This is a genomic window from Pantoea sp. ANP04, from assembly GCF_041982285.1.
Lineage (GTDB): Bacteria > Pseudomonadota > Gammaproteobacteria > Enterobacterales > Enterobacteriaceae > Pantoea > Pantoea eucalypti.
In genome coordinates, this window is the sequence record NZ_JAUTYS010000002.1 from 24,139 (window position 1) to 50,105 (window position 25,967).

A 25,967-nucleotide genomic window follows, 5' to 3' on the forward strand; every position below is an offset into this window, starting at 1 on the left:
GGTGGTTCAGGATTGCGTGGGGGTATAGACCAGATGACCGGCTACACCGCCCGCGCCGCCATCTTTAGGGTGGTTGATACCATCAGAGACCGGCACATCCGTGAAATCAAACGGTGAAACGCCCTCAAGACAGGCGACATTAACCCCAAACTGATCGGGCTGTGAGCGGCTCTGATGAAAAGTATAAATGCCGCAGACGGAGCAGAAGTAGTGGCCCACCTCTTTGCTGTTGAAGCGATATTCTGTGAGGTGCGCTTCACCCTGCGTCAGCTCAACGTTGGTTGCAAACACCACTACCGCGCCGCGCATCCGGCAAAACGAGCAGTTGCATCGGCGCACCGTGTTAAAGCCATCCTTTAGCGTCACCTTATAGGCAACGGCACCACAGTGGCATTGCGCTGTCATTTCATTCTGCATCATGATCTCCTGTGTAATGAAACACCCAGCTTTCAGCCTACGCCAAAGCCCGGGTTTTAGCAGCATCGGAGGCGGATTTGTCCGCATTTCAGACAAAAGGTGTCAGCAGGCTGATCTGGATCTAAGTAAAAACGGTGCGGATGTGAAAGCGTGCTAGCTGAATTTTCTGACCTTTAACCTCAGCAAGGAGCATGACTCACGATGGAATTATCTACCCACACTCTTCCGGAAGGCATTGTGCTGACGCTGCGTCAGCCCACAGCGACCACTAAATCTCCGGTGATTATTCTGTGTCACGGCTTTTGCGGAATCCGTGAGATTTTACTGCCTGCGTTCGCAGAGGCGTTTACCCAGGCAGGTTTCGCGACACTGACATTTGACTACCGTGGATTTGGTGACAGCGAAGGCGAGCGGGGTCGTCTGGTGCCTGCGATGCAGATCGCTGATATTCTCTCGGTCATCGCATGGGCAAAACAGCAACCGGCGCTGGACCCGAGCAGAATAGGTTTATGGGGCACGTCTTTTGGCGGATGTCACATCTTTGGCGCGGCAGCGAATAACCCGGATGTGAAATGTGTTGTCAGCCAGCTCGCCTTTGCGGATGGGGAAGAGATTGTCACCGGGCAACTGGACGCGACGGAGAAGGCGGGCTTTATTGCTACGCTGGAGAAGATGGATCAAAAGCGGCAGAACAGCGGCAAAGAGATGTTTGTGGCCATTACTCGCGTGCTGAACGATGAAGAGTCAAAAGCGTTCTTTGAGGAGAACCGGCATAAGCATCCGAAAATGGACATCAAAATCCCGTTTTTAACCGTACGGGAAACGCTGCACTACAAACCCGCGATCAATGCCGCGAAGGTCACCTGTCCGACACTGGTCGTGGTCGCCGGTCAGGATAGCGTGAATCCGCCGGAACAAGGGCGTGCGCTGTTTGATGCGGTAGCCGCAACCAATAAGCAGCTCTTTGTAGCCGAAGAGGCCCGTCACTACGATATTTACAGCGGTCAGCACTTCGCGTCAGTGATTAAGGTGCAGACGTCGTGGTTCGCGGCGCATTTGTAACCTGAAGCAGGCTCGCTTTTGCGTGGTGTTCGCAGACCTCTGTCGCGCGCCGGCAGGAGCGAGTTGATTCCGTGCTGAACATTGCGCAGGTTCACACCCCTCTCTTCAGCCTCAAACACCTCATGCCGTTCTTTATCACGCTTTTATTCCACGACCCGCGTTGCGATTTCATGCCATTTAGCCACGATAAATCGCGCCGTTAAAACCGGTCAGCCCGGCCTCCGGATTCATGGCACAGCCGCTAATAAATGCCTGATCAGACAGAATTCCCGGGATCTGGTCGATCGCGGTTTGTCCGGCCACGGCGTCCGTGATCTTCTGTCTCTGCCCGCCCGGCATAATCCTGACGGAAACCTGATTGAGTTGGTTGCAGAGTAATAAACAAAGTCATTACTTTCCCAGCTGAATCCAGCGGCGTCCGGCCAGCACCGTCAGCGCCACAATAGTAATGCCTGCGGCAAGATGCATTGAGAAATCAACAATATGCAGATGAGTGTCATGACACAGCGATAGCAGCATTGATGAGGTAAACGCGCAGCCACAGCCGCTCAGCGCGAGACTGCGCGCGGGATAAAGTGAACGGGTGCGTTTCAGGGCGATCACCGACATCAACATCATCGGCACGCTGGCAGACAGCATAAACAGATAGCAGTGTATCCCTTCACCAAACCGACCAGCACCTGCTGGCGGGGCTTCAGGTGACATATTGATCAGATTTAGCCCCAGCCACAAAACAGCCAGCAGTAGCGGCCAGCGCGAACTGATCGGTTTCCTGCCTGCAATGCTCAATGTAAAAGCTGCCGCAAGTGTGCTTCCCGCGATGATGAGAGACAGCAGTACGGCAACCAGCGCGAAAAACGCGCCGGGCTGCGACCAGTCAGTAAACCGGCTGTGAAACGCCCAACTGGTTAACGCGCCACAAGGGAGGGCAAGCGCGATCCAGCCCGCGACGCGCCAGGCCACAGGCCAGACGCGCTGCACCGGCTGCGCAGAGGCGCTGAGCTGATCAATTAACTGGTCATGATTTCTCATGCACACCCCGTCCATATTTTCTAAGATTGACCATTGCGCGATGCAACAGGGATTTAACCGCTGAGAGAGACTGATGGGTTTCAGCAGCTGCCTGCGCCAGACTCTGCTCACGCAGATGTACGGATTCGACAATCTCCCGCTGGCGTAGCGGAAGGATATCCAGATAACCGGAGAGGATATCGTTATCAGACTGGAGTTCACTGCTTTCAGCCGGGCGTTTTTGCAGCGCTTCCTCATCCTGTACTTCCTGACGTCGACCATGCTGACGCAACGTATCAATGGTCCGTGCAGAAGCAATTGCTGCAACCCAGGGCAGTATCGGGCGCTGCGGATCGTAGGTGTGGCGAACCCGATGGATCGCCAGCAGCGTCTCCTGAATCACATCTTCGACTAGCACTTCGTCACGGATTTTTTTGCACACTAATGCACGGATGGCCGGAACCATCGCTTTCAGTAACTGGTTATAGGCTGCTCTGTCGCCCGCCTGCGCCCGTGCCATCAGGGCAGGCCACTGCTGAGCGCGTGGATCAGTCTCTGACATTCGTCATCAGCAGTTCAGCACACAGTGACAGTGGCCTGGAAACGTCCCAGGAAATCGCTTAGTCAATCGTCTCAGGTTTTCTTTCCTTTTTCCGTTGCCTGATCGAGCGCTGAAATGACAATGCCCGGCGTCAGGACCTGCGGTAGTACTACCGGTTTTCCTCCGTCAGCCGGGTAGACCACGTAGAGCGGCAATCCGCCGCGTCCGAAATCACTCAGCGCCTGTTCAACATCAGGGTTATATTTGGTGGAGTCTGCAACCATGTAAATGGTATTCGTCCGCGCCATTGCGGCCTTGACCGCCTGCGTCGAAAGTGAAGTGCGATCGTTTACCTGGCAGGTAATACACCATGACGCCGTAAAATTCACCAGGATAGGCTTGCCCTGACCTTTAATCGCGTCGACATTCTGCGGCGACCAGGAGACAGTCGCTGCAGCCTGTGAAGCGGTTTCCGTTTCAGCAGGCGCGCTGGCAAAACGGTTCAGGTTCAGCAATGGCACGACGACGAGAGCCAGGAAGAACACAGTTGCAACATGCAGTACAACATGGCGCTGTCCCATCATACGGCGTTTCTGTGCCATGCCATACAGCCAGGCGGCAAAACTAAACAGTAAACAACAGACCAGAATTGCCGCCAGCGCTGCCGAGCCTGCCTGACGTTCCAGAACCCAAATCAGCCAGCCCACCGCGCCCAGCATAGGAAACGCCAGGCCCTGTTTCAGCGTGATCATCCAGGCACCCGGTTTTGGCAATATGCGCGCCAGCACCGGGAAGAACGATATCAGGGTAAAAGGCGCAGCAAAGCCCAGCGCCAGCGAAATAAAGATAATGAGACTAATCAGCGGAGGCTGGGTGAGGGCATAACCCACCGCGCTGGCCATGAATGGCGCACTGCAGGGCGTCGCGACGATGATGGCCAGTGCACCGGTCAGGGCTGAACCCATTAACCCTGCACGATTGCCGCCCACTTCGCCCACGCGTTGAACCGACAAGCCGACTTCAAACAGACCGAGCAGATTCAGTGCTGAACCGAGCATCACCAGAATTAACGCGGCGATGACCAGCGGCGATTGCAGCTGAAATCCCCAACCAACGGACGCACCACCCGCTCTGGCCAGCAGTAATAGTGCTGCCAGGGCGACCATCGTCAGGACCACGCCCAGCAGAAATGCCAGGCCCTCTGCGCGGGCGTGAGAGGGCGATTCGTGATGGCGGATCAGGCTCAGTGCTTTCAGCGAGATTACCGGAAACACGCAGGGCATGAGGTTCAGAATAATGCCACCCAGAAAGGCAGCTGCAATCGCAGTCAGCATGATATACCTGCTCAGAAGATGAAGTTATGCCGGATTGGCCTGACGATATTTTTTAACAGCATCCATCGCTTTCTGAATATGCGTATCAGGATTTTTGTCGGTGAAGCTCAGCAGAATCTTGCCATCCGGCGCGATCACATAAGAGGTGCGGTCGGACAGTTTCTGACCTTTCATCTCCATGGTGCTCTTGTATTCAGCCGCCACTTTAGCGCCAGGATCGGCTGCCACGGTGAATTTGTCACGGCATTCCAGCTGAGAGAATTTAGCAATCTGATCGGTATTGCCGGCAGTGACACCAATCACGGTCGCCCCCTGTTTTTTAAATTCATCGGACGCTTCGGCAAAATCATGCGCTTCAAGCGTGCAGCCAGCGCTGAACGCCGCCGGGAAGAAGTAGAGTACAACCGGGCCTTTCTTCAGGGCCTGCTGCAAAGAGAAGGTGGTCGATTTACCCGCCAGTGCGGCGTCAAGTTTGAAGTCTGGCGCTTTTTCACCGACCTGTAACGCCGCAAAGGCAGATGTTGCCGGAACACTCAGTGCCAGCAGTGTAGCGACGGCCAGGGTTTTCAGGGTGTTTTTCATTGGCATTTCTCTCTCCATTGACGAACAGACGGGGTTGCCTGACGTCTCTGATAAAAGGTTCGTTCAAAAATGGAAAAAGTTGCGGGGTTTTGAAATTTTTTTACGATTTATTCGATTTAGGTGGTCTGGCTGAAAGGGTCAGGGAAATGCTCAAAAAGCTGAATCGAATACAGCTAAGTCCGGATTTAACATTAAATTGGTCGCGATTATTCCTTTTTGGCTGCTTATTTATGTGATTTAACCCGCATTTATTCCTCTGGACGCTGCCGATTTACCGGCAGGTGAGCGTCGTCACGTTTCTGGTGAGCCTCAACCAGTAAATTCCGCTTAACGTATGAAAAAACGATTCAGCAAATGAGGTAAATAATGAAAATTAAACTGGCGTTAACAGTAGTAGCGGTTCTGGTTTCTGGTTCTGCAGCCGCAAAAACATGGGTGCTGACGAGTGCTGAACAGGGCACAGATCAGGGAAACTGGCAGATTTCCAGTAGTGAGCTGAAGTTTCAGGGCAAGCCGTTCAGCATCGAGCAAAAAGTTCTGCACGGCGGCAAACAGGAAGGCAGTAAAACGCTGACGATTCGCAGTCAGGATGGCCTGACTATCACGCTCAGTCCCACCCGTGGCATGAACCTGCTGCGCGTCGAAGGCTTTGGTACGCGTATGGGGTGGGATTCACCGGTCAAAGAGGTGGTCAATCCTGCTTACATCAATCTGGAAAGCCGCAACGGCCTGGGCTGGCTGGACGGTTTCAATGAGATGATGGTGCGCTGCGGCTACGAATGGACCGGTCATCCGGTGACTGACCAGGGCCGCATCTACACCCTGCACGGTAAAGCAGGTAACACGCCGGTTTCACAACTGGAAGTTGAAGTGGCAGATGCAGCGCCCCATGAAATCCGTATTCGTGGCCTGATTAAAGAGAGCACCTTCAAGAAAACCGATTTGCAGACGATGACCGAACTGCGTTACGTGCCGGGCAGTAACAGCTTCAGCCTGCATGATGTGTTAACTAATCACGCTGACTATCCGCACGATTACCAGATCATCTATCACAGCAACTTCGGTAAGCCTATTCTTGAAGAGGGTGCACGTTTCCTGGCACCGATGTCCGGCATCAGCCCGTTTAATGATTACGCAAAAGCCGGATTAAAAGACTGGCAGACTTACAAAGGGCCGACCAAAGACTTCGATGAGATGGTATTCAACATCAAACCCCTTTCTGACAGTAATCATCAGACCGTAGCTGCAGTGATAAATAAAGCCGGAAACAGCGGCGCATCCATTCAGTTTGATACCCGCCAGCTTCCAATGCTTACGCTGTGGAAAAATACCGACACCTTAAAACAGGGCTACGTGACCGGTATTGAGCCGGGCACCAGTTATGCTTATCCGGTCACGATTGAGCGCGAACAGAAACGCGTTAAGCAATTGCAGCCCGGTGCCAGCACCTCGTTTGATCTGACTTATACCTTGTTGCATAACAGCCAGCAGGTGAATGACGTTGAGAAACGCATTAAAACTATTCAGGGTGAGACAAAGATTGATGTGAGTGAGACGCCGATAGCGAAAGAGTAATAGCAGAACGCCCCGGCATATTGTGTCGGGGCTTTTTTCAGGAGAGGGTCAATGATTTCTGTAACTTCATAATTACTACTGCTGGAAGATTCTGACCCGCCATGGTGTATTGTCGCCGCTATCAAGTTTGGATGGCTGCATAATTAACCGCCATTTTTGCACTTTTAAAGACCTGGATCGTGTAAAAGGACGCATCGGTGCCTTGCTGCCCGTTATTAATAGGGCTCATTCATCACAGCAGGGCATTCATCATGTTGTTCAGAGCAGCGTTTATCGCATTATCGGTTTTAATCATCTCTTTGCAGGCTCATGCAACGCCAGGCTTCCGCCAGGTGACATTAAAAGGGGATCAGGGAGTGCCCCTGAACGTTGCCGTTTGGTATCCGGCGGCGGTGCAAAAAGGAGTCAGTGAAACGGTTGGAGGGAACGCCGCCTTTGTCGGCACGGACATTATCCGAGATGCTGTACCCGCATCTGGAAAACATCCACTTTTACTCATTTCAAATGGGTTTAATGGCAGCTGGAGGAATCTCTCCTGGCTTGCTTCAGCAATGGCCGCGCAGGGATATATTGTGGCTGCACCTGATCATCCCGGCACGACGACTTTTAACCACAATCCCGAAGATGCCAGAAAACTATGGCGGCGCCCTGGTGAAATTTCACGGGTAATTGATTTCGTCAGTCAATCTTCAGAATTAACTGGCACAGCAGACCCGGCGCGCATAGCTGCAGCAGGTCATTCACTTGGCGGATGGACAGTCATGTCGCTGGCTGGTGCACGTTTTGATCCTTTACGCCTCCTGCATGACTGTCAGCGACACGTACTTCGCGGAGACTGTAAACTGACAACCAGGCTTGGAATAGATGACGCTTCAGCCCGCAACGTTTTTTTATCTGACTGGCAAGATAAAAGAATTAAAGCCGTCGTGTCACTAGATGCTGGTTTAGCACCAGGTTTTACGCCCGTAAGCCTTAGCAAAATTAACATACCCGTACTTATTCTGGCGGCAGGCAACGGTATGGTGGGCGAACTTCCAGCGCCTGAGGAATCTGAATATCTTGCTAATCAAATGCGTGAATCATTGCGGAAATACATCCTCATTAAAGGCGCAACACACTTCAGTTTTATGCAGATATGTAAACCCGGGGCAGAGAAACTTATTGATGATGAATCTCCGGGCGATGGCATTGTTTGCCATGACGATAAGGACGCGGACAGAACCGCGCTGCATCAGACGATAACGACTGAAATTACAGTTTTTCTGAATTCTGTACTGAATTATCAAGCGCCTGCTGGCGAAATAAACGCGGAGAAAGTCCTGAAAGCCGCTAAAACTCACGATTAAAATTCGATTTAGTCATAAATCCGGACTCCAGCATGATATGGGTAACGGGTAATGATGTGCTAAGCAGGAGTTCTTTTGCCCGTTCAACCCTGAACCCATTGATCCACTGAGAAACGTTGCATTGTTTGACAGAGTTAACCGCTGCAGAAAAATTGCGGGCGGGTACGCCGGTTTTTCTTGCCAGAAGAGCCAGGGTCAGATTGGGATCAAGATAGAGCTCAGATTCATGGATCTTTTTTTCCAGCACAATATATAACTCAGTCATATCAGCTGCTGGCGCTTTTTCATCGGTGGTATCTTTTTCCTGCCTGATATCTGGCTCAAATTGTTGATGCGAATTTATGAAGTTGTAAACAATCACACCAACAATCGGTAAGAGCAAAAGTTGAGTGATGAGAATTATTAAAGCGGCATGCTTTCCGCCACTGATATCAAAATCAATTGCGATGAGAAGATCTGTCAGTGCCGACAGGCAGAGAAAGCTTCCTGCGAAGAACGTCAGGCTAGCTTGCTGAGGGATCTCATTCAGGCGATTGAATTTTAGTTTTTGCTCATTCACAAAAGCTTGTTTGAGCAGTCCAACGCCGTAGCTGAAAAAAAGCAGGCTGAGAATGAAGTCAGTCGCATGAGCCCAAACCAATCTCATCGCCAGCGATACGAGGACTGGCACAATCATGACAAATAAGTCATGTTTGCGTTTGTTGTCGTTAAGTGGGACAAAACTGTGCCATGCAATCGCAGGTAATAGCATGGCCATAACAGACTGCAAATCCCTCAGAAAGTGAGAATCGTATTCCCAGCGAATGGTATTCAGTGAAACCAGGATGATGCAGGCCGAAAGGAAACGCAGTGCGCCGTTGTTGCATGGTTTGCCAGAAAAGACTGTTGCCATCAGCAAAAATAAAGCAAGCAGGGTAATGACAGGAAAAGGCACTGAGAGCATAGGTACAGAACCAGAGCTGTAAATTTCCTGAATCATTACATAATCGACCACAAGTTGTATTGTCTGGCCTCGGATGTTAGGTAAGGTTCCGACGCAGAAGAAACCGGACTTAGACAGTTATGAACGTCATTGAGCTATTCAGGTATGGAAGGGTAACAGGAGTTAAGCTGGCATCTTTAATTTAACATAAGATAGATTGTGCGCATCAATGGTATAGAGGCAAAGCTGACCTGGCCATCCTGGGCAACCTGCTGATAACCCCCGAACATGAGCTCTGAATGCCCTCTGAAAAAGATTCGTTTTTAAATCCTACTTTCTGCGTAATCTATCTGCTTTGATAAATCCGCTACTGCCTGACAAAACAAACCTCTTCTAAAACCAGAATTCTGAATCAGAGCTTTGATTTTTGCTGTTGCCTGACCTGAGCAGGCCCAGACCCTCATCCCGATTTATATCTGAAATTACCATCAGCATTAAGCAAAATTTAACGCCGTACAAAGATTCGCTAACTCACTTAATATTATAAGATTTTACTCTGGATGAATGCTGCTTATCTCTGGTGGGAAATGAACCTGCATGTTATTTGATTAAGGTGTCGTGCTTAAATTCACCAGCCTTCGGGAAATAAAACATGAAAAAGAGCTTATCTCTCGCATTACTGTTTTCGCTTACCGCGTTCACCCAGGGTGCATGGGCACAGCAAACGCTGCGCTTTGGTGTGGACCCTACATTCCCGCCGTTTGAATCTAAGGCGGCTGATGGGTCATTACAGGGTTTTGATATCGATATTGGTAATGCCATCTGTGCTCAGGCAAAGGTGAAGTGCCAATGGGTGCAAATGGGTTTTGATAGCAGCATCCCTGCTCTCCAGGCGAAGAAATTTGATGCCATCCTGTCAGCTATGTCGATGACCGATAAGCGCCGTCAGCAGGTGGCGTTTAGCGACATGTTGTATAACACGCCAAGTGCCCTGCTGGCACCGGCTGACAGCAAGCTGACGACCGACGTTGCTTCTCTGCGCGGTAAGACCATCGGTGTGGCTCAGGGCACCATCCAGGAAACGTACGCCAAAACTAAATGGGAGTCACAAGGCGTCAAAATCGTCTCATATCCTAATCAGATGGAAGTCTATCCCGATTTGGTCGCCGGACGTCTTGATGGCAGCCTGGCGAATGCGGTCTCCGCTGAACAGGGATTCCTTACCTCACCGGAAGGCAAGACGTACGCCATTAAAGGAACACTGGTGGATAAAGTCATTTTTGGTGATGGCGTAGGTATTGCGTTACGCAAAGGCGATGAAGCGAATCTGAAGATGATCAACACGGCACTGGCTGAGCTTCATAAAAACGGAACTTATGATCAGCTCACTAAAAAGTACTTTAAATTCAAGGTTTATCCCTGATTACTGTTGTGTGACGAATTCGGGAAGGTAGAGACTATGGCATTGCCCAACTACCGCGTTCAGCGTGAACGCTTTCTGGCCGCAGTGGAGCGCAAAGGTGCTGCGATAACCTCATATCGGCATCCTCTTCCGGGTCCGCAGGGCGAAGCGCTATATACGGATGTGGCACGACTGGGACCCGCCAGCGCATCGCGTCTGATGCTGGTCGTCTCTGGCACACATGGCGTTGAAGGCTATTATGGTTCGGATTGTCAGATAGCGTGGCTCGATTCGCTGGATAAAATACCTGCTGACACCGCATTGCTGCTTGTTCATCTGCTCAATCCATGGGGTGCGGCGCATTTACGGCGCGTGAACGAAGACAACATCGACCTCAACCGTAACTTTATCAACTTCAGTCAACCGGTTCCTGATAACCCGGAATATGCGCAGTGGCACGGTATTTATCATGGCGACCGTGTCAGCGCAGACCGGCAACTGGCTGAGGCGATGGACAACGTGGGCTGGCAGTCAGTTAAACGCGTGGTGGAAGCGGGACAATATACGTTTGCAGATGGATTTTTCTTCGGCGGGCATCAGCCCGGCTGGTCTCATCTTACGATGAAGGCGATCATCGAACAGCATCTCTCAGTTGCGAAAACCATTATCAGCTTCGACCTTCATACCGGCGCTGGCGCATGGGGCCATCCGATGCTGCTCTCAATTGCAGAGCAGCGTTATGCTGCTCACGACTGGGGCAAAGTCATTTACGGGGAGTGGCTGACGTTGTTATTCACCGGTGCCGGACGTGACAGCGTAACGGGCGTGACGGCAACGGCGACCGGATATCTGTCGCAATATCTGCTGACGTCGCTGGCGGAGACGCAAATATTGCCGCTGGTCGTGGAGTGTGGAACTTACGAGGGCCAGGATATGCATCAGCGGGTGCGTGAAGATCACTGGTTGCATCTCTATGGCGAACCCGCCAGTGCGGCAGGTCAGGCAGTGAAGCAACAACTGGTAGAGGGATTCTGGCCCGCCGATGAGGACTGGCGTGCGTTAGTGGCGTTTCGCACGCAGCAGATTTTCCAGCGTGGCTGGCGTGCCCTTGCAGACACGCCCCGAGGTTATAATTTGCCGTAGAAGGTCATACGCGCAGTTTCGGATAAAGCAATGTCAGGCTGAGTATTGTAGGCCAGTACCGCCAGCATCCGGGTGACCTCGCCTTCAGTTGGGGTCACGCGGTGCAGTGAATTACGGCCACGAAACAGCACCAAATCCCCGGCATCAATCTCCAGCTCATTAACCGGCTGGCGTTCATCCAGAACGGCTTCAACCCCTGCAAAGTTCATCTCACCGGCATCGGCATCCCGTAGATCTTTCACATATTGAAATATGCCGCCCGCCAGCGGTTTTTGGACCAGCAAGGTGATAGCAAAGGAGGAGTTGTCGAAGTGCCAGCCCAGCTCCTGTCCGTGAGGCGCATAGTGCAGGTTGATCGAGGAAAGCGGGTCCGCGTAGGGATAGAGCGCATCCTCACCCAGCACATCGCACAGGAAATGCTGGAACAGGTCATCATTATAAAGCTGACGCAGCGGCGAATCGGCAGCGATCAGATCATCAGTAATACAGCCTTTGGTGCTGAGCACATCTCGATTACGCGGGTGAACGGCCGAGAAAGCCTCATCAGGTTTCATCAGATACACATTGTGTTTGCTGCGGGTATGATAGGCCAGGTGACGTTGCGCATTGCCCTCTTCGATGATCGCCTCTAAAGCCTGTGGTTTTAAAAACTGACGCAGTACCAGCGCACCAGACTGGTTTAATTGCTCACGACAGCGTTGACGCCAGCCGTGGTCGGCCAGCGGATGAAGATCGAGACGAACAAGGGAACCAGACATAGCAACATTTCTCACGATGGGCAGGTGTAATGTTACTCTACCTGTCGCCTGCCACACTGCGTAACGATAAAAATTTACTGCCCTGATAAGGAAGCGTTAATGCCTGCCCAAATGCCAAGGTTGCCAAAAATCAGCGTCATACAGTCATTCAAGGTGGCCGCCGAGCTGGGAAGCCTGGCAAAAGCCGCCGCCCAGCTGGCCTTAACGCCGGCGGCGGTCAGTCAGCAGATTCGCCAGCTGGAGGAGCAACTCGGCAGCGCCCTGTTTTTACGCACGCAGAGCGGTGTCATGCTGACCGAAACCGGAAAAGAGTATCTGCGCTATGTCACCGAGGCCTTTGATATCCTGCATCTTGGCCAGCAAAATATTCGCCATGCGGCCAGTGCACCAAAACTCACGGTTTACGCATTACCGGCGCTGGCATCCAAATGGCTTTTGCCTCAACTGGCGAGCTGGCGCGATCATTGCCCGAATATTGATCTCTCATTACATGGCACGCATTCTCAGGTCGATTTCACCGCCATGCCCGCTGATTTCGTGATCTGTTTCGGTGAAGATCGTTACCCGCAACTGGATAAGCTGAAACTGTTTCATGATGAGGTGCTGCCGGTGGCAAGTCCGGCGCTGCTGCAACGCTTTGCGCCGGAAACGGTTCTGAGTCAGGCACCGCTGATCCATCTCGACTGGGGAAATGAAGGCCGTTTTCTGCCGGACTGGCCGGGTTGGTTTCAGACCAAAGGCATGGACGAACCGCTGCCGCAGCCCGCCTTTAGTTTTAATCTGACTTCACTGGCGATTGATGCGGCTGTTGCGGGTATGGGATTGCTGCTGGGACAACGACGCCTTATCGCGCCCGAACTGGCGCGTGGCGATTTGGTGGTAGTGGATGATCTTTGCCTGCCACTGAGCAAACCCTATTTCCTCGCCTGGCCACAACGCACGATGAGCCAGCCTGGCAGTGAAGCACTGATCGGCTGGTTAAACGAACAGGCTGCAGGTCGCTGATAGCCGGTGAACGTAAATGCCTGCGCCCGCCAGAGGTAACCGCCGGCGGGCGCAGGATAGGATTGTCACACCTTTATGTCACTACGCTATAAGCATTGTTACGCATTGTCCTCAGTGATGACTGCCACGCGCTGCCCTGCACGGACTGCGCTGCCTGGCTGTACGCTGACCTGCTGAACAATACCGTCGCACGGGGCCAGAAGCGGGATCTCCATCTTCATCGACTCCAGCACGACCAGAATATCCCCTTCCCGAACCCTGCTGCCCGCCGTCGCCTGTACCTGCCATAAATTGCCGGATACCGGGCTTTCAACCCCCTGCTCACCCGGCTGCAGCGGTGCATCGCCGCCTTCATCCGCCACCGTTTCCTGACTGTCGAAATGCGCCTGGCCGCTGGCTATCCAGCGATCCCGTTCAGCATTGAATGCGTTTTGCTGATGATCGCGAAACTCGCCGATACTCTCCGCTTCACGTATGAGGAAGTCCTGATACTCCGCCAGCCGCAGCGTGCTGTGCTCAATACGCAGCGGATAGCGACCAAGTGGAAAATCGCGGCGAATCTGCAACAGTTCCTCCGCAGAGACCGGATAAAAACGGATCTGATCAAAGAAGCGCAATAGCCAGGGTTTGCCACCGAAATCGGCGACTTCATGATAGCGATTCCACATCTGCAGTGTGCGCCCCACAAACTGATAACCGCCTGGTCCCTCCATGCCATACACACACAGGTACGCGCCGCCGATGCCAACCGAGTTTTCCGCCGTCCAGGTGCGGGCAGGATTATATTTCGTCGTCACCAGGCGATGGCGAGGATCCAGTGGTGTGGCGACTGGCGCACCCAGATAGACATCACCCAGCCCCATTACCAGATAGCTGGCGTCAAACACCGTGTTCCAGACGGCCTGCTCATCCGGCAGATCGTTTATCCGGCGGATAAACTCAAGATTACTCGGGCACCATGGCGCGTCCGGGCGCACGGTAGTCATATATTTTTCGATGGCTTTCTGACAGGCCGGGTCGTCCCAGGAGAGCGGCAGATGCACCACACGTGTGGGCACCTGCAGGTCATCACTCATGCAGACCGTCTCCCACTCACCCCGCACCCACGTCAGCAGTACGCTAAGCGTGAGCGTTTCCGGCTGAAAGTGGATTTGTAGCGAGCGAATTCCCGGCGTGATATCAATTATGCCGTTACGGCCCTGCGCTTCCAGCGCCTGCATTAATGCATGAATGCGAAAACGCAGCACCAGATCCAGCTCAGGCTCGCCGGCCTCCAGCAGCAGATGCGTATCGCCAGAGAGACGCGCCACCAGACGTTTATCCGCTTCGCCGCAGGTCATTACGATGGGCGACGTCAGCGGCGCAGGCTGCCACGCTGTCTCGTGTGGCTTAAGCGTTGCGAGCTCGCTGCGACGGCTCTGGGCCAGTCTCCGCGCGGTCGGGATATCCACGGCTACAAACTGCACTTTGTCACCGGCTTTAAGCTGCCCCAGTTGCCACAGATCCGCTTCGATGACCGTCACCGGACAGACAAACCCACCGAGACTCGGGCCATCCGGCCCCAGGATTACCGGCATATCGCCGGTAAAATCGACTGCGCCGATGGCGTAAGGGTTGTCATGAATATTCGAGGGATGCAGCCCTGCCTCGCCGCCGCTGTCGCGGGTCCAGATCGGCTTTGGCCCAATCAGACGCACGCCGGTGCGGCTTGAGTTAAAGTGCACTTCCCATTCTGTGGCAAAGAAGGTCGCGATATAATCCGGCGCAAAGAACTCCGGTGCACCGTGAGGGCCATAAATGACACGCAGTGTGCGTACTTTGGCGAGATTTGTGCGCAGTGCAGCGGGCAGTTCTGCGCCGTCTGGGATTGCGGCTTGCGGAGCCAGATGCAGCACGTCGCCGCTACGCAGCGCACGTCCTGCGTGTCCGCCAAACTGGCCCAGAGTAAAGGTGCTTTTGCTGCCCAGATAGTCAGGCACCTGAATGCCACCACGCAGGCAGAGATAGCTTCTGACGCCCGCGGCTCTCATCGCGCCCAGCTTCAGGGTTGAGCCAGCCGGGATAGTAAATACAGAGTCCATCGCCTGTTCAACACCATCCAGCGTAACACTCAGCGATGCGCCACAAATCACCGCCTGAATCTCTGTATTAAATTTCAGTGTGGGTCCGTTGAGGGTGATCTCCAGCGCGGCGTCCCCCTCTGCATTGCCCAGTAGTCGGTTGCCGAGACGCAGAGCACGATCATCCATCGGTCCAGACGGCGGCACACCGACCGCCCAGTATCCCAGACGTCCGGGATAATCCTGAACACTGGTCTGGGTTCCGGCACTCAGCACTTCAACCGTTGCCGCCTGATAGCTGAGTTGCTCCAGGCAGCGGGTCCAGGGTTCCCCCGCTGTGAAGGGAGAAAAAGCTAAAATCTGTAACAGATAGAGGCGGTTGGTTTCAACGCCATAGAGACGGGTTTCCGAGAGTGCCTGTGCCAGGGTCGCGATGGCTTCATCGCGTGTCGGTCGCCAGGCGATGGCTTTTGCCAGCATCGGGTCGAAGAATGGCGGAACTTCGCACCCCGCCTCCACCCAGCGGTCAATGCGCAGGTTTTTACCGTCTGCCGCCGGAAAGGCGACCTCGGTTAACAGTCCAGGCGATGGCTGGAACTGGCGGCCCGGATCTTCCGCATAGATTCGTGCCTGAACGGCATGGCCCTGTGGATTCAGCGTGGCGGCTAAAGCAGTCAGTGAGGGGAGATCGCCCGCGGCCAGTTCAATCATCCACTTCACCAGATCAACGCCCCAGACCTGCTCTGTCACGCCATGTTCAACCTGCAGGCGCGTATTCACTTCGAGGAAATAGAATTGCTGCGCCGCGCTGTCATAAACAAACTCCACTGTGCCGGCGCTGCGGTAATTCACCGCTTTTCCCAGGGCGATGGCCGCCGAACACAAGGCCTCAGCCATGCCTGCGGGCAGATTCGGGGCTGGCGTCTCTTCAATCACTTTCTGATTACGTCGCTGAATCGAGCAGTCGCGGACGCCCAGCGCGATGACCTCGCCCTTGCCGTCACCAAATATCTGCACTTCAAGATGCCGGGCACGTTCGATATATTTTTCGAGAAACACCCCGGCATCGCTGAAGTTGTTCTGGCCCAGCCGCTGTACGGTTTCAAACGCATCTGACAGCGCCAGCGCATCACGACAGACGCGCATACCAATGCCGCCGCCGCCCGCTGTGCTTTTGAGCATCACCGGATAGCCAACACTCTCTGCGGCATGATGCGCTTCGCTGACATCTGCCAGTAATTCACTGCCTTCCAGCAACGGCACGCCTTCTGCTCTCGCCAGTGCGCGGGCGGTGTGCTTCAGGCCAAACGTCCGCAGCTGCTGAGGCGCAGGACCGACAAAAATCAGTCCCGCAGCTTCACACGCTTCGGCGAAGGCGGCGTTTTCTGACAGGAAACCGTAGCCAGGATGAATCGCTTTGGCCCCGCTTTGCTTCGCAGCGGCGATAATTTTATCCGTCAACAGATAAGTTTGTGCGGCAGGCCCCTCGCCCAGGCTCAGCGCCACATCGGCTTCGCGGATATGTAAACTGCTCAGGTCAGCTTCGGAGTAAACAGCAACGCCTTTCACCTGCATGGCACGCAGCGTGCGCAGAATACGACAGGCGATAGCACCGCGATTGGCAATCAGTAAGGTATCAAACATAAGCGAACTCTCAGGGATGCGGGTCGTCCCGCAACATTCGATATTCCCTGGGGCCGTCCCCGGGGCTGACTGGCTCAAAACGTGCGGCCGGCAATATGCTCAGCCTCAGCAGGCTGGCTTAGTTCCAGACCAGCACTTCGGCGGGTGTCGGGTTCCAGCCGTTGCAGGGGTTGTTCAGCTGCGGACAGTTGGAGATCAGCACCATCACGTTACACGCCGCCACCAGTTCAACGTATTTGCCGGGCGCAGATAACCCATCCTCAAACGTCAGGCCGCCTTCGGGTGTCACCGGAACGTTCATAAAAAAGTTGATGTTGGCGCCGATATCGCGCTTATGCAGACGACCATCGTGCAGGCAGGCGCAAAGGAAATTATCCCGACAGCTGTGCATATAGCGCTTATCCTGGGCATAGCGCACAGTGTTGCTCTCCTGCGAGCAGGCACCGCCGAGGGTATCGTGGCGACCACAGGTATCAGCAACGATCGTCAGCAGCGGATTACCCAGATTTGAATAGAGTACGCTGCCGGTAGTCAGATAGACTTTTCCCTGACGACGCAGAGTGCGCTGAGGATCGTAGCGTTCCCGCGGGTTATCAGTGTTATAGAAAAGAGTATCAATCGCCTGATTGCCTTCGAGATCGAGCAGGCGCAGCGTTTGCCCTTTTTTCACTTCAAACAACCACGGCTCGCCTGCCGGGATCTCGTGGCGATAGACAGCATCTTCAGGACGACGATCAGAGTGGATTAGTGTCATCGCAGCCTCCTTACAGGGCAAAAAATTGGGTATTTTGAAATGCGCGCTGGTTTTCACCGCGAGTGACCATTGCTTTGCTGACAATCTGTATATCGTCCGCCTGATACCAGCTCAGCTGGACCGGGCGCGGAAGATAGTCAGTGGCGGGATCCTGCGGATGTGGCAGCGCAGTCAGCACCATCAGCACGTCCATCGGCGCATAGAGTTCGACGAAGTCGCCTGCATGGCTGTTGCGTGCGCTGAACCGAAAGCGGCCCTCTTCATCCACTGTGACCTTGCTGAAAAAGTTGACGACCATCAGCAGGTCTTCCAGGCCCAGATCCCATTTGCCCATTTCCACCAGCAGATTATCTGTACCGTTGCGATAGAAGCCGTTGCGTAATTCCTGGTAGCGGCCTGCTCCATACTTATCCTGTGTTTCCGCCGCGTTAAGTACGCCGCCAAACGGGTCGTGCCAGCCGCAGCTATCCGCGACGATCGCGGCCATCACACGTCCCATGTCTGAATAGAAACAGTGACCGGTGGTCAGGTGCGCGGTGTGCTGACCTTTCAGGGTATCGGGCAGATTCAGCCGTTCACTTTTCTCGTGCGGATTGAGCATCATCATGCTGACGTTCGCGCCGCCCTCGATGTCGGTCAGGCGCAGAATCTGCCCTTTACGCAGAATCAGCGAGGTATGCGCTCCGCCTGGCAGCAGCTCTTCGCGCAGGCTCGGGGCTGAATGAAAAAGTTCTGTCATTGAGCGATCTCCTTAAGGGGATAAATGTTGTTTTTGCTGCCGGTGGCCAACTGAGAGAGGCGCGTTTCATTGAGCGGGATGTCATAAGTGATACGCGCGCCCCATGCATTGGGGGCCTGTGGATCGATTCGCACTTTGTCGAACACCAGCAGCCGGGTACCCAGATTGAAGCCTTCGGCCAGATCGTGCGTGACCATAAACACCGTCATTCGGGTTTCGCTCCAGAGCTGCAGCAGCAGTGCATGCATATCTTTGCGAATGCCGGGATCCAGTGCGCCAAACGGCTCATCCAGCAGCAGCACGCGCGGCTGCATCACAAATGCCTGAGCAATCGCCAGTCGCTGCTGCATTCCGCCGGAAAGCTGAGCCGGATATTTATCCAGTGAATGGCCCAGACCGACTTTCTCCAGCATCTGTTTTGCCTGTTCACGGGCCTGACGTTTCCCTGCGCCAAAAAGCCGCCCAGTAAAAGGTGAAGCCGGAAGTTCGAGGCCAATGGCGACGTTATCCAGCACGTTGAGATGGGGGAAAACCGAATAGCGTTGAAACACCACGCCACGGCTGCGATCGGGCTCCGCGGAAAGCTGCTCGCCATCCAGCGTGATCGACCCTCGCGTTGGTTGTTCCTGACCAAGCAGCAGGCGTAAAAATGTCGACTTACCGCAGCCGGAAGCGCCCACCAGCGAGCAGAACTCACCCTCTTTCACCTGCAGATTGATGCGTTCCAGCACCACGTGGTCGCCATACTCCTGCCAGATATTTTTGATATCGATAAAACTCATTCCCGGCCTCCTTCCGCCCAGGGGAAACAGGCTTTGTGCAGCTGACGCAGCGCGAGATCCATCAACCACGCCAGCAGCGTGATCCAGATGACATACGGAATAATGACATCCATCGCCATATAGCGGCGGACCAGGAAAATGCGGTATCCCAGCCCGGCGGTCGCGGAAATGGCCTCAGCGGAGATCAAAAAGAGCCACGCGGATCCCAGCAGCAGACGCAGTGAGGTGATCAGCCGTGATAAGAGTTGCGGCAGCACGACCCGCAGCACCACCGTCCAGCTGTTCGCCCCCAGGGTTTGTGCTTTAATAAACAGCTCCGCGGGGATTTCCCTGGCCCGATGTTCCAGATCGCGCGCCAGCATGGGGGTAATGCCGATAACGATCAGCATTACTTTTGACAGCTCATCCAGCCCGAAGACGATAAACAACATCGGCAGCAGTGCCAGCGGCGGGATCATCGACACCACGGTCATAAACGGTGACAGCGCCGCGCGGGTCATCGGGAAAACGCCCGCCGCAATCCCGATGCAGAGACCAATGAGCGACGAGATCGCCAGGCCTGTCAGTAAACGACTTAAACTAATCCATGTATCCACCCACAGCAGATACTCCCCGCTGCGCTTGTCCGGGGTAAACGCCATCCGGTCAATGGCCGCGATCATCTGCGACAGGCCGGGCAGCAGTTTGTCCTGAGGGTTCGCTTCCAGACGCACCGCCGAACTGATAAACCAGACGGCGATCAGCAATACAAAAGGTAACAGCATCAGCGTCAGGCGCATTCCCTGCCGGGGATAGCGGTTGATGTGGCGCATGGCAAAAACTCCTGATATCGGTGATTACAGCTTGCCCGCGGCGGCCATCTTCAGATAGCTGTCGTCGAAGCGCAGTTTGATGTTTGCTGTATCACCGACGGTGATGTTGCCGGGGAAGCTCATGCCGATGAAGTCGGCACTTTGTGCGCCCTCGCCCAGTAATCCCTTATCAAAGGAGAATGCGGCGACGCGCTGCATGGTTTTCGCCAGATCGGGAGATGAGACAAATGTCTCGGTTTCGGCAGGCGTCCAGAACAGATGGGTGGTTTTCAGCTGCGCCTTGTATCCGGCGAGGTCAGTACCGGAATCGGCGGCCATGGCACTCAGCGCCTGTGTATCTCCAGACTGCATTTTCGCCATCATCTCAAACCAAGCGCCGGTCAGCGCCTTGCCTAGCGCGGGGTTGTCTTTCAGGGTGTCGGTATTGACCACCATCATGTCAATCAGTTCGCCTGGTACGGCCGAGGAGCTGAACACTTCAGTGGTTTGCGGGGTTTTCTTAATCACCGAGAGCTGCGGGTTCCAGGCCACGGCGGCTTTGACGTTGCTGGTGCCGAAAGCTGAGACGATATCCGCATCAGAGGTGTTCACAACTTTGACATCTTTCTCCTGCAGTCCGGCTTTTTCCAGCCCGCGAACCAGCAGGTAATGCGACACCGACAGCGCAGGAAGATAGACTGACATTCCTTTCAGATCGCTGAGTTTCTTATTTTCCCCTTTCAGCACCACACCGTCGTTGCCATCGGAATAGCTGCCGGTGATCAGCGCCGTCGAGTCAACGCCACCTGCCGCAGGAATGGTCAGCGCATCCATGTTCGTCATGGTGCAACCATCAAACTGTCCTGCGGTGTACTGGTTAATTGACTCGATATAATCGTTGAGCTGGGTGATATGAATTTTTATGCCATATTTGCTGGCCCATTTATCAATGATCTTCTCATTGCTGATGGTGCCCCACGGCATCCAGCCTGCGTAAATGGTCCAGCAGATGTTGAACTCTTTTTTGACTGCGGCGGAAGACGGCGCGCTGACCAGCAGCGCCAGAGACATAACAAGCGTCAGGAGTGGTGATTTCTTCATGGTTGACCTCTGGTTGGCACAAAAAAACGGGAGCAGCGCAAGACACCAGATGGTGCCGCTGTCTCCCGGGCTTTTGTCCCGCCGTGTAACCTCGCAGAGGTCGCCAGCTCTCGGACCAGCCATTCACCTGCGTGAACCGGAACCCTAGCCAGCTATTTCAATCAATTGTGTCTGACGCTGCTTACTGCTAAGAGTCAGGCAAATGGCGTGCCAGAAATTAAATACTGAAATATCAGCAAAATAGACGAGAAAAAATCCATGAGGCACCGGGATGGTGAGCCAGTAACGGGCGTTGCACATAATCAGTGCTGAGGTGAAAGGCACAATAAAATTTTGACGTACGCCCTTTTGATTATTCCTTCAAAAGATGAGGTGTAACACAGACGGTGACGTCTGCTACGTATCGCTATATAATTCTATGTATAACGATTTTCGAGGATAGTTAATGAAGCGCTTCTGGCAGGCATGCACACTGAGTTTACTTATACTCCTTCCACTCTCTTCCCATGCGTCACGCCAGATAATCGATCAGATTGGCCGTCAGGTCACGATTCCAGACCATGTTGATTGCGTCGTGGTGCTTCAGCATCAGACGCTGAATCTGCTGGTGCAGATGAACGCCACGGATAAAATTGTGGGTGTAATGGCGAACTGGAAGCAGCAGCTTGGCGATAGCTATGCCCGTCTGGCACCCGAGTTAAACCAGAAAACCACGCTGGGCGATCTGACGCATGTCGATCCCGAAAAACTGGTGGCGCTGCATCCGCAGGTGGTTTTTGTCACCAACTATGCGCCGCATGAGATGATCGACAGCATTACTGCACTGGGCATTCCGGTGGTTGCTATCTCGCTGCGTCATGACCAGCCGGGAGAAAAGGCCAAAATGAATCCGACCCTCAGCGATGAGGAGATAGCCTATGACAAAGGGCTGCGGGAAGGTATTACGCTTATCGGCGAGATCATCAATAAACCTGAAGAAGCGAAAGCACTGATTGAGGCTACCGATCAGGGCCGCAAAATCGTCAGCGATCGCCTCCGGGATATTCCGGTGGATAAACGTATTCGCGCTTATATGGCTAATCCGGATCTCACCACCTACGGCTCCGGCAAGTATACCGGGCTGATGATGCTGCATGCTGGTGCGGTCAACGTCGCTGCGGCGACCGTAAAAGGTTTTAAAACCGTGTCTATGGAGCAGGTGATCGCCTGGAATCCACAGGTGATTTTTGTGCAGGATCGTTATCCTTCCGTCGTTAATGAAATCAACAGTTCACTGCAATGGCAGGCGATTGACGCAGTCAAACATCATCGCGTTTATTTAATGCCGGTTTACGCCAAAGCCTGGGGCTACCCAATGCCTGAAGCGATGGGGCTCGGCGAATTGTGGATGGCAAAAAAACTCTATCCGCAGAAGTTTACAGATATAAACATGAATAAGCTGGCTAACAGGTGGTATCAACGTTTCTATCGCACCACTTATCAGGGACCAGAGTGATGCGCGTACTGGCGGCGGGTAGCCTGAAAACGGTCTGGCCTGCAATGATGGCGCATTTCCCTCATCCTGTCGAAACCCACTTTGGTCCCGCCGGCTTGCTCCGCGAACGGATCGAGGCGGGTGAGCGCTGTGACCTCTTTGCTTCAGCCAGTGAGGAGCATCCACAGAGACTTCTGGCTGCCGGACGAGCACTGGCGCTGATGTCGTTTGCGACCAATAAGCTCTGCCTCACTGTGCGCAGTGATTGCATTCAGGCGGGGGATGACTGGTATCAGCTGCTCACCCGTGACTCGCTGCGAATCGCAACTTCCACGCCATTAGCCGATCCTTCAGGCGATTATGCTCAGGTTCTTTTTGCCCGGATGGGCCCGGCTGGAGAGGCCGTGCGCCAGCGCGCACAAACGGTGGTGGGCGGACGTGACTCAGCAGCCATTCCCGCAGGCAAGCTGCCGGCGGAGTGGATTATCCAGAGTGATCAGGCGGATCTGTTTATCGGCTACGCCAGCTATCGAAAAGCCCTGAGCCAGATTGCCGGCCTGCGGGTAATTGATATCCCCGAGGCTTTTAACCCTGTTGCGCGTTATGCCTGTGCCGTAATCACGTCTGAGGCAGGACAACTGGCTGCATTTTTAAGATCGGAACCGGCAAAAGCAGTACTTCGGGAAGCGGGGTTTGGTTGTGATTGAAAGACCCCTATTGTTCGCAACCTGGAGCCTTGTCACTTTCACTTCAGGCGTGTAAGCAATCGCGAAGGCGAAATGGATTCGGTCTGCAGAGTGGCAGCATGGCAGTGTTTTAAGTTGCCGTGCTGCTTCAGGATTTAAAATTCCGCTGGCTCACCCGGCAATGGCTCGGTTAACTCCTGCCCTTTTACACCCGCATAGGTAATCACCAGTTCAGCTGGCTCATTCAGGGTATAGCCCCGATGCGCGCTGTTGACCGTCTCATTGAGGGCTTCACCTGCATGGAAAGTCCGTTGCTCACCGCTCTCTTTATCTTCCACGATCAGTGTGCCGGAAAGAATAAACGCCGCATTTGGCATGGGATGGGTGTGCCACGGCAATGACGTGTGGGCAGGCAGTGACAGCCGCATGACGGTCAGTTCTGGTTCGCCAGCAGGATAGGCTTCGATAACTTCACCGTTCCACGCCTGACTGCTGCGCATCACTTCAACTGCGTTAATCTCGCTATCTTGCTTTGACATGGTTAATCCCTGTTAATAATCAATAAAATGCCAGTAACGACCCATGACTAAGCGTAGAAGAAAATCACATGGCTGCGTAATACGCGGGCACACAGAAGATTTCATCCAGCAAAATCAGTAATCCAGGCAACCCATTATTGAAAGGTAAGAAGCTGGTTAATTTATGTTCGAATTACGCGTTGTGGTTATAAGATATATTCCGGCGTCAGTACGCAACCTGTGATTTCTGTATTATCTTTGATTCCATCTACTACCTGAGGGATTTCTGATAATGAAAGGTCTGTTTACGGCATTACTTGCCAGTTCTGTTTTATTATTGTCCGCCTGCTCAAAAGATGACGATAACAAAGTTAAAGTCGCGATCAATACCGGCCCGGACGAAGCGATCTGGCAGGTGGTACAGCAGGTTGCTAAAGATAAATACAAACTTGATGTTGAAGTGCTTAACTTCAATGATTATGTGCTGCCAAATGAAGCGCTGAATAACAAAGAAGTCGATGCCAATGCGTTCCAGAGCCTGCCGTATCTTGAGTCTCAGTCTAAAGAGCGCGGCTATAAATTTGCTGTAGTCGGCAAGACATTCGTTTTCCCGATTGCGGCTTATTCGCACAAAATCAAAAACATCAGTGAACTACAGAATGGCGCCACGATCACCATTTCTAATGAAGCCACTACGCTGGGACGCAGCCTGCTGCTTCTGCAGGCGCAGGGCCTGATTAAACTGAAAGACGGAGTGGGATATTTACCGACTTCGCTGGATATCGTCGAAAACCCAAAAAATCTGAAGCTGGTTGAGGTGGACACGCCCCAGCTGACCCGCACGTTAGATGATCCCAATGTAAGCCTGTCGATTATCAATACTAACTTCTCGGCTCAGGCTGGATTATCAGCACACCGCGATGGCTTATTCATGGAGAGTGCCTCATCGCCTTACGTGAATGCACTGGTATCTCGTGAAGATAATAAAGACAGCGATAAAATTCAGAAGTTAAAGGCTGCGCTGCAGTCACCTGAAGTCGCGGCAAAAGCAGAAGAAGTTTATAAAGGTGATGCGATTAAAGGCTGGTAATTCATCCTGCAATCCATAACGTCGAAAAAGGCCGCACTCTGTCGCGGCCTTTTTTGTCTCTGTATTTCAAGCCAGGCTTCAGTTATCGGTACATTTTATATATTTGTCCCTCTGCTCCACCTGCTAAACCAAAGGCGCGGTTATGCGGCTGCGCCTTTAAGTTGAGCAGAAAGATGACCTGCCCAAAGGCTGGCGACCCATTTCACCCCTTTCGACGTAAAGCGAGCCTGAGAGAACGCGTGCTGGTTTTCGCCCGTGCCGGAGTGCAGCGTAAAATAGCCCGCCTGAAGATGGTAGTGCTGCGGGGTAAGTGTTCCCCTGGCACGATACATGATGTTTCGCTCCAGCAGGAACTGGCGGAACGCCGGTTCTTTCACTTTTAACATTTTGCAGAGCTGACGAAAGCCAAGACTCTCATCAACCTCAACGAAATTATCGAAGAACGCTGCCTTGGGTGCTGAGAGAGCCAGTTGCTGCTCAGCCGCCTGACGCTGTTCGAATTGCTCGGCCCAGGCGCGAGCCGCTTCAGCCGGGTTAGTGAAGTCAGGCAGATGTGAGGTTTTTTCGCGATCCTGCCAGCGATCCAGCACCTCAGCTGTGAAGCCTGGCGACAGGCGTGCCACGGCCAGCAGCGAGTCTCGCTTGTTGAGACGGTACTCCTGACGCACTTCCCCTTCCCGCTCATATTCATTCACGCTAAGTGGCTGGGAGAGACGCGCGGCCGTCTCCAGACTTTTGATTAAACGCTTCACTTCTCCATGTGTGATACCGGTCATCTGAGCCAGCTCACGACTGCTCATTGTGACCGATTGTTCCAGAGACCTGAGGCTTTCAGTCGATATCATCATGGATTCACCCCTCACTATCGCTTCCAATACCCGGCGGGCAGTCCATTTATTATACAAATACCTGTTCGGATATCCAGTATTTTATTTAAACAATTCCGTAACTGGAAGCGGTTACGCAGATCAGGCAATAAGAGGTGGGTGTTGAACGGATAAGTGCGATGGCGTTGAGATTGTCAGCGCGTTATCCGCCTTTTCTGCAGCATATGAGGGTAATTTTCCCTTTGGTTATTTACATATAATCACAATGGTGGACACAGAATCTTTACATTACAGTATAGTGATGATTGTCAGCAGGTTAGTTGCCTGCCAGACTCACTATTTTGATTCGGGGTGCAGGGGCGCAAGCTGGCTCGTTACCACTGGATGTTACCTATAAATGGAG

Annotated in this window: 25 protein-coding genes and 1 riboswitch; of the genes, 9 read left to right on the plus strand and 16 right to left on the minus strand. The window is 53.4% G+C overall.

All coding sequences use genetic code 11. The features are described 5' to 3' along the window. Positions 1-6: 6 nt before the first annotated feature. Positions 7-417: a GFA family protein gene (locus Q7C21_RS02465; RefSeq protein ID WP_003855170.1), complete on the minus strand. Its 411-nt coding sequence runs from the start codon at positions 415-417 to the stop codon at positions 7-9. A gap of 201 nt (positions 418-618) precedes the next feature. Here Q7C21_RS02465 and Q7C21_RS02470 point away from each other — a divergent pair, with 201 nt between their 5' ends. Then, entirely contained in the window at positions 619-1,479 is an 861-nt protein-coding gene (locus Q7C21_RS02470) for an alpha/beta hydrolase (RefSeq protein WP_375150334.1), read from the plus strand. Between the two features lie 177 nt (positions 1,480-1,656). Here the strand turns inward: Q7C21_RS02470 and Q7C21_RS02475 are convergent, their stop codons facing one another. From Q7C21_RS02475 to Q7C21_RS02495, 5 genes are all read right to left on the minus strand, one after another. Beyond that, a complete protein-coding gene (locus Q7C21_RS02475) occupies positions 1,657-1,782 on the minus strand; it encodes a DeoR family transcriptional regulator (protein WP_223296432.1) in 126 nt (41 codons plus the stop codon). Between the two features lie 87 nt (positions 1,783-1,869). Next, complete coding sequence (locus Q7C21_RS02480; protein ID WP_110411971.1) at positions 1,870-2,511, minus strand: DUF1109 domain-containing protein; 642 nt, start codon at positions 2,509-2,511, stop codon at positions 1,870-1,872. Further along, entirely contained in the window at positions 2,498-3,052 is a 555-nt protein-coding gene (locus Q7C21_RS02485) for a sigma-70 family RNA polymerase sigma factor (RefSeq protein ID WP_008924684.1), read from the minus strand. Before Q7C21_RS02485 ends, Q7C21_RS02480 begins: the two co-directional genes overlap by 14 nt. 71 nt (positions 3,053-3,123) lie before the next feature. Beyond that, positions 3,124-4,365: a protein-disulfide reductase DsbD gene (locus tag Q7C21_RS02490; RefSeq protein WP_008924683.1), complete on the minus strand. Its 1,242-nt coding sequence runs from the start codon at positions 4,363-4,365 to the stop codon at positions 3,124-3,126. Positions 4,366-4,389: 24 nt separating this feature from the next. Further along, positions 4,390-4,953, minus strand: coding sequence for a peroxiredoxin (locus Q7C21_RS02495; protein ID WP_003855159.1), 564 nt, complete (start codon positions 4,951-4,953; stop codon positions 4,390-4,392). 360 nt (positions 4,954-5,313) lie between these two features. Between Q7C21_RS02495 and Q7C21_RS02500 the strand changes: the two genes are divergently transcribed. Beyond that, positions 5,314-6,522 (plus strand): aldose 1-epimerase family protein, encoded by a 1,209-nt coding sequence (locus tag Q7C21_RS02500; protein WP_039661422.1) that lies wholly within the window; start codon positions 5,314-5,316, stop codon positions 6,520-6,522. Positions 6,523-6,773: 251 nt separating this feature from the next. Further along, positions 6,774-7,868, plus strand: coding sequence for an alpha/beta hydrolase family protein (locus Q7C21_RS02505; protein ID WP_375150335.1), 1,095 nt, complete (start codon positions 6,774-6,776; stop codon positions 7,866-7,868). Here Q7C21_RS02505 and Q7C21_RS02510 read toward each other — a convergent pair. Continuing rightward, positions 7,852-8,847 (minus strand): helix-turn-helix domain-containing protein, encoded by a 996-nt coding sequence (locus Q7C21_RS02510; RefSeq protein WP_375150336.1) that lies wholly within the window; start codon positions 8,845-8,847, stop codon positions 7,852-7,854. The two genes, Q7C21_RS02505 and Q7C21_RS02510, sit on opposite strands and share 17 nt — an antisense overlap. Before the next feature lie 595 nt (positions 8,848-9,442). Between Q7C21_RS02510 and Q7C21_RS02515 the strand changes: the two genes are divergently transcribed. Together Q7C21_RS02515 and Q7C21_RS02520 are read left to right on the plus strand one after the other, a co-directional pair. After that, positions 9,443-10,213 (plus strand): ABC transporter substrate-binding protein, encoded by a 771-nt coding sequence (locus Q7C21_RS02515; protein WP_003855153.1) that lies wholly within the window; start codon positions 9,443-9,445, stop codon positions 10,211-10,213. A gap of 36 nt (positions 10,214-10,249) precedes the next feature. Further along, a complete protein-coding gene (locus tag Q7C21_RS02520; RefSeq protein WP_375150337.1) occupies positions 10,250-11,335 on the plus strand; it encodes a DUF2817 domain-containing protein in 1,086 nt (361 codons plus the stop codon). Here Q7C21_RS02520 and Q7C21_RS02525 read toward each other — a convergent pair. Continuing rightward, complete coding sequence (locus Q7C21_RS02525) at positions 11,320-12,093, minus strand: 2OG-Fe(II) oxygenase family protein (RefSeq protein ID WP_192377888.1); 774 nt, start codon at positions 12,091-12,093, stop codon at positions 11,320-11,322. The genes Q7C21_RS02520 and Q7C21_RS02525 overlap by 16 nt on opposite strands. 99 nt (positions 12,094-12,192) lie before the next feature. Between Q7C21_RS02525 and Q7C21_RS02530 the strand changes: the two genes are divergently transcribed. Continuing rightward, complete coding sequence (locus Q7C21_RS02530; RefSeq protein ID WP_110411965.1) at positions 12,193-13,098, plus strand: LysR substrate-binding domain-containing protein; 906 nt, start codon at positions 12,193-12,195, stop codon at positions 13,096-13,098. Positions 13,099-13,196: 98 nt separating this feature from the next. Here Q7C21_RS02530 and uca read toward each other — a convergent pair whose 3' ends face one another. The 6 genes from uca to Q7C21_RS02560 form a co-directional block, all read right to left on the minus strand. Further along, complete coding sequence (gene uca / locus Q7C21_RS02535; protein WP_375150338.1) at positions 13,197-16,802, minus strand: urea carboxylase; 3,606 nt, start codon at positions 16,800-16,802, stop codon at positions 13,197-13,199. Positions 16,803-16,920: 118 nt separating this feature from the next. Further along, complete coding sequence (locus tag Q7C21_RS02540; RefSeq protein ID WP_039661427.1) at positions 16,921-17,556, minus strand: urea amidolyase associated protein UAAP2; 636 nt, start codon at positions 17,554-17,556, stop codon at positions 16,921-16,923. Positions 17,557-17,566: 10 nt separating this feature from the next. Beyond that, on the minus strand, positions 17,567-18,295 hold the full coding sequence (locus Q7C21_RS02545; protein WP_140033881.1) for an urea amidolyase associated protein UAAP1: 729 nt from the start codon (positions 18,293-18,295) through the stop codon (positions 17,567-17,569). Next, positions 18,292-19,077 carry an ABC transporter ATP-binding protein gene (locus Q7C21_RS02550; RefSeq protein WP_375150339.1) on the minus strand — a complete coding sequence of 262 codons (786 nt, stop codon included), beginning with the start codon at positions 19,075-19,077 and terminating at the stop codon, positions 18,292-18,294. The genes Q7C21_RS02545 and Q7C21_RS02550 overlap by 4 nt, the downstream gene beginning before the upstream one ends. Continuing rightward, positions 19,074-19,889 carry an ABC transporter permease gene (locus tag Q7C21_RS02555; protein WP_003855145.1) on the minus strand — a complete coding sequence of 272 codons (816 nt, stop codon included), beginning with the start codon at positions 19,887-19,889 and terminating at the stop codon, positions 19,074-19,076. Before Q7C21_RS02555 ends, Q7C21_RS02550 begins: the two co-directional genes overlap by 4 nt. Before the next feature lie 24 nt (positions 19,890-19,913). Beyond that, the gene (locus Q7C21_RS02560) at positions 19,914-20,969 is read right to left on the minus strand and encodes a putative urea ABC transporter substrate-binding protein (RefSeq protein ID WP_008924671.1); all 1,056 of its coding nucleotides are present in this window, start codon (positions 20,967-20,969) and stop codon (positions 19,914-19,916) included. A 60-nt stretch (positions 20,970-21,029) separates the two neighbouring features. Further along, positions 21,030-21,128: riboswitch (guanidine-I (ykkC/yxkD leader) on the minus strand. Positions 21,129-21,414: 286 nt separating this feature from the next. Here Q7C21_RS02560 and Q7C21_RS02565 point away from each other — a divergent pair. Then, positions 21,415-22,464: an ABC transporter substrate-binding protein gene (locus tag Q7C21_RS02565; RefSeq protein ID WP_375150340.1), complete on the plus strand. Its 1,050-nt coding sequence runs from the start codon at positions 21,415-21,417 to the stop codon at positions 22,462-22,464. After that, positions 22,464-23,150 carry a molybdate ABC transporter substrate-binding protein gene (locus Q7C21_RS02570; RefSeq protein ID WP_008924669.1) on the plus strand — a complete coding sequence of 229 codons (687 nt, stop codon included), beginning with the start codon at positions 22,464-22,466 and terminating at the stop codon, positions 23,148-23,150. Before Q7C21_RS02565 ends, Q7C21_RS02570 begins: the two co-directional genes overlap by 1 nt. Positions 23,151-23,284: 134 nt before the next feature. Here Q7C21_RS02570 and Q7C21_RS02575 read toward each other — a convergent pair whose 3' ends face one another. Then, positions 23,285-23,668: a cupin domain-containing protein gene (locus Q7C21_RS02575; protein ID WP_375150341.1), complete on the minus strand. Its 384-nt coding sequence runs from the start codon at positions 23,666-23,668 to the stop codon at positions 23,285-23,287. A gap of 271 nt (positions 23,669-23,939) precedes the next feature. On the opposite strand from Q7C21_RS02575, the gene Q7C21_RS02580 reads away from it, so the two are divergent. After that, positions 23,940-24,737, plus strand: a complete 798-nt coding sequence (locus Q7C21_RS02580; protein WP_003855132.1) for a MetQ/NlpA family ABC transporter substrate-binding protein — start codon at positions 23,940-23,942, stop codon at positions 24,735-24,737. Between the two features lie 140 nt (positions 24,738-24,877). Here the strand turns inward: Q7C21_RS02580 and Q7C21_RS02585 are convergent, their stop codons facing one another. Further along, positions 24,878-25,585 carry a phage antirepressor KilAC domain-containing protein gene (locus Q7C21_RS02585; protein WP_008924668.1) on the minus strand — a complete coding sequence of 236 codons (708 nt, stop codon included), beginning with the start codon at positions 25,583-25,585 and terminating at the stop codon, positions 24,878-24,880. Between the last annotated feature and the right edge of the window lie 382 nt (positions 25,586-25,967).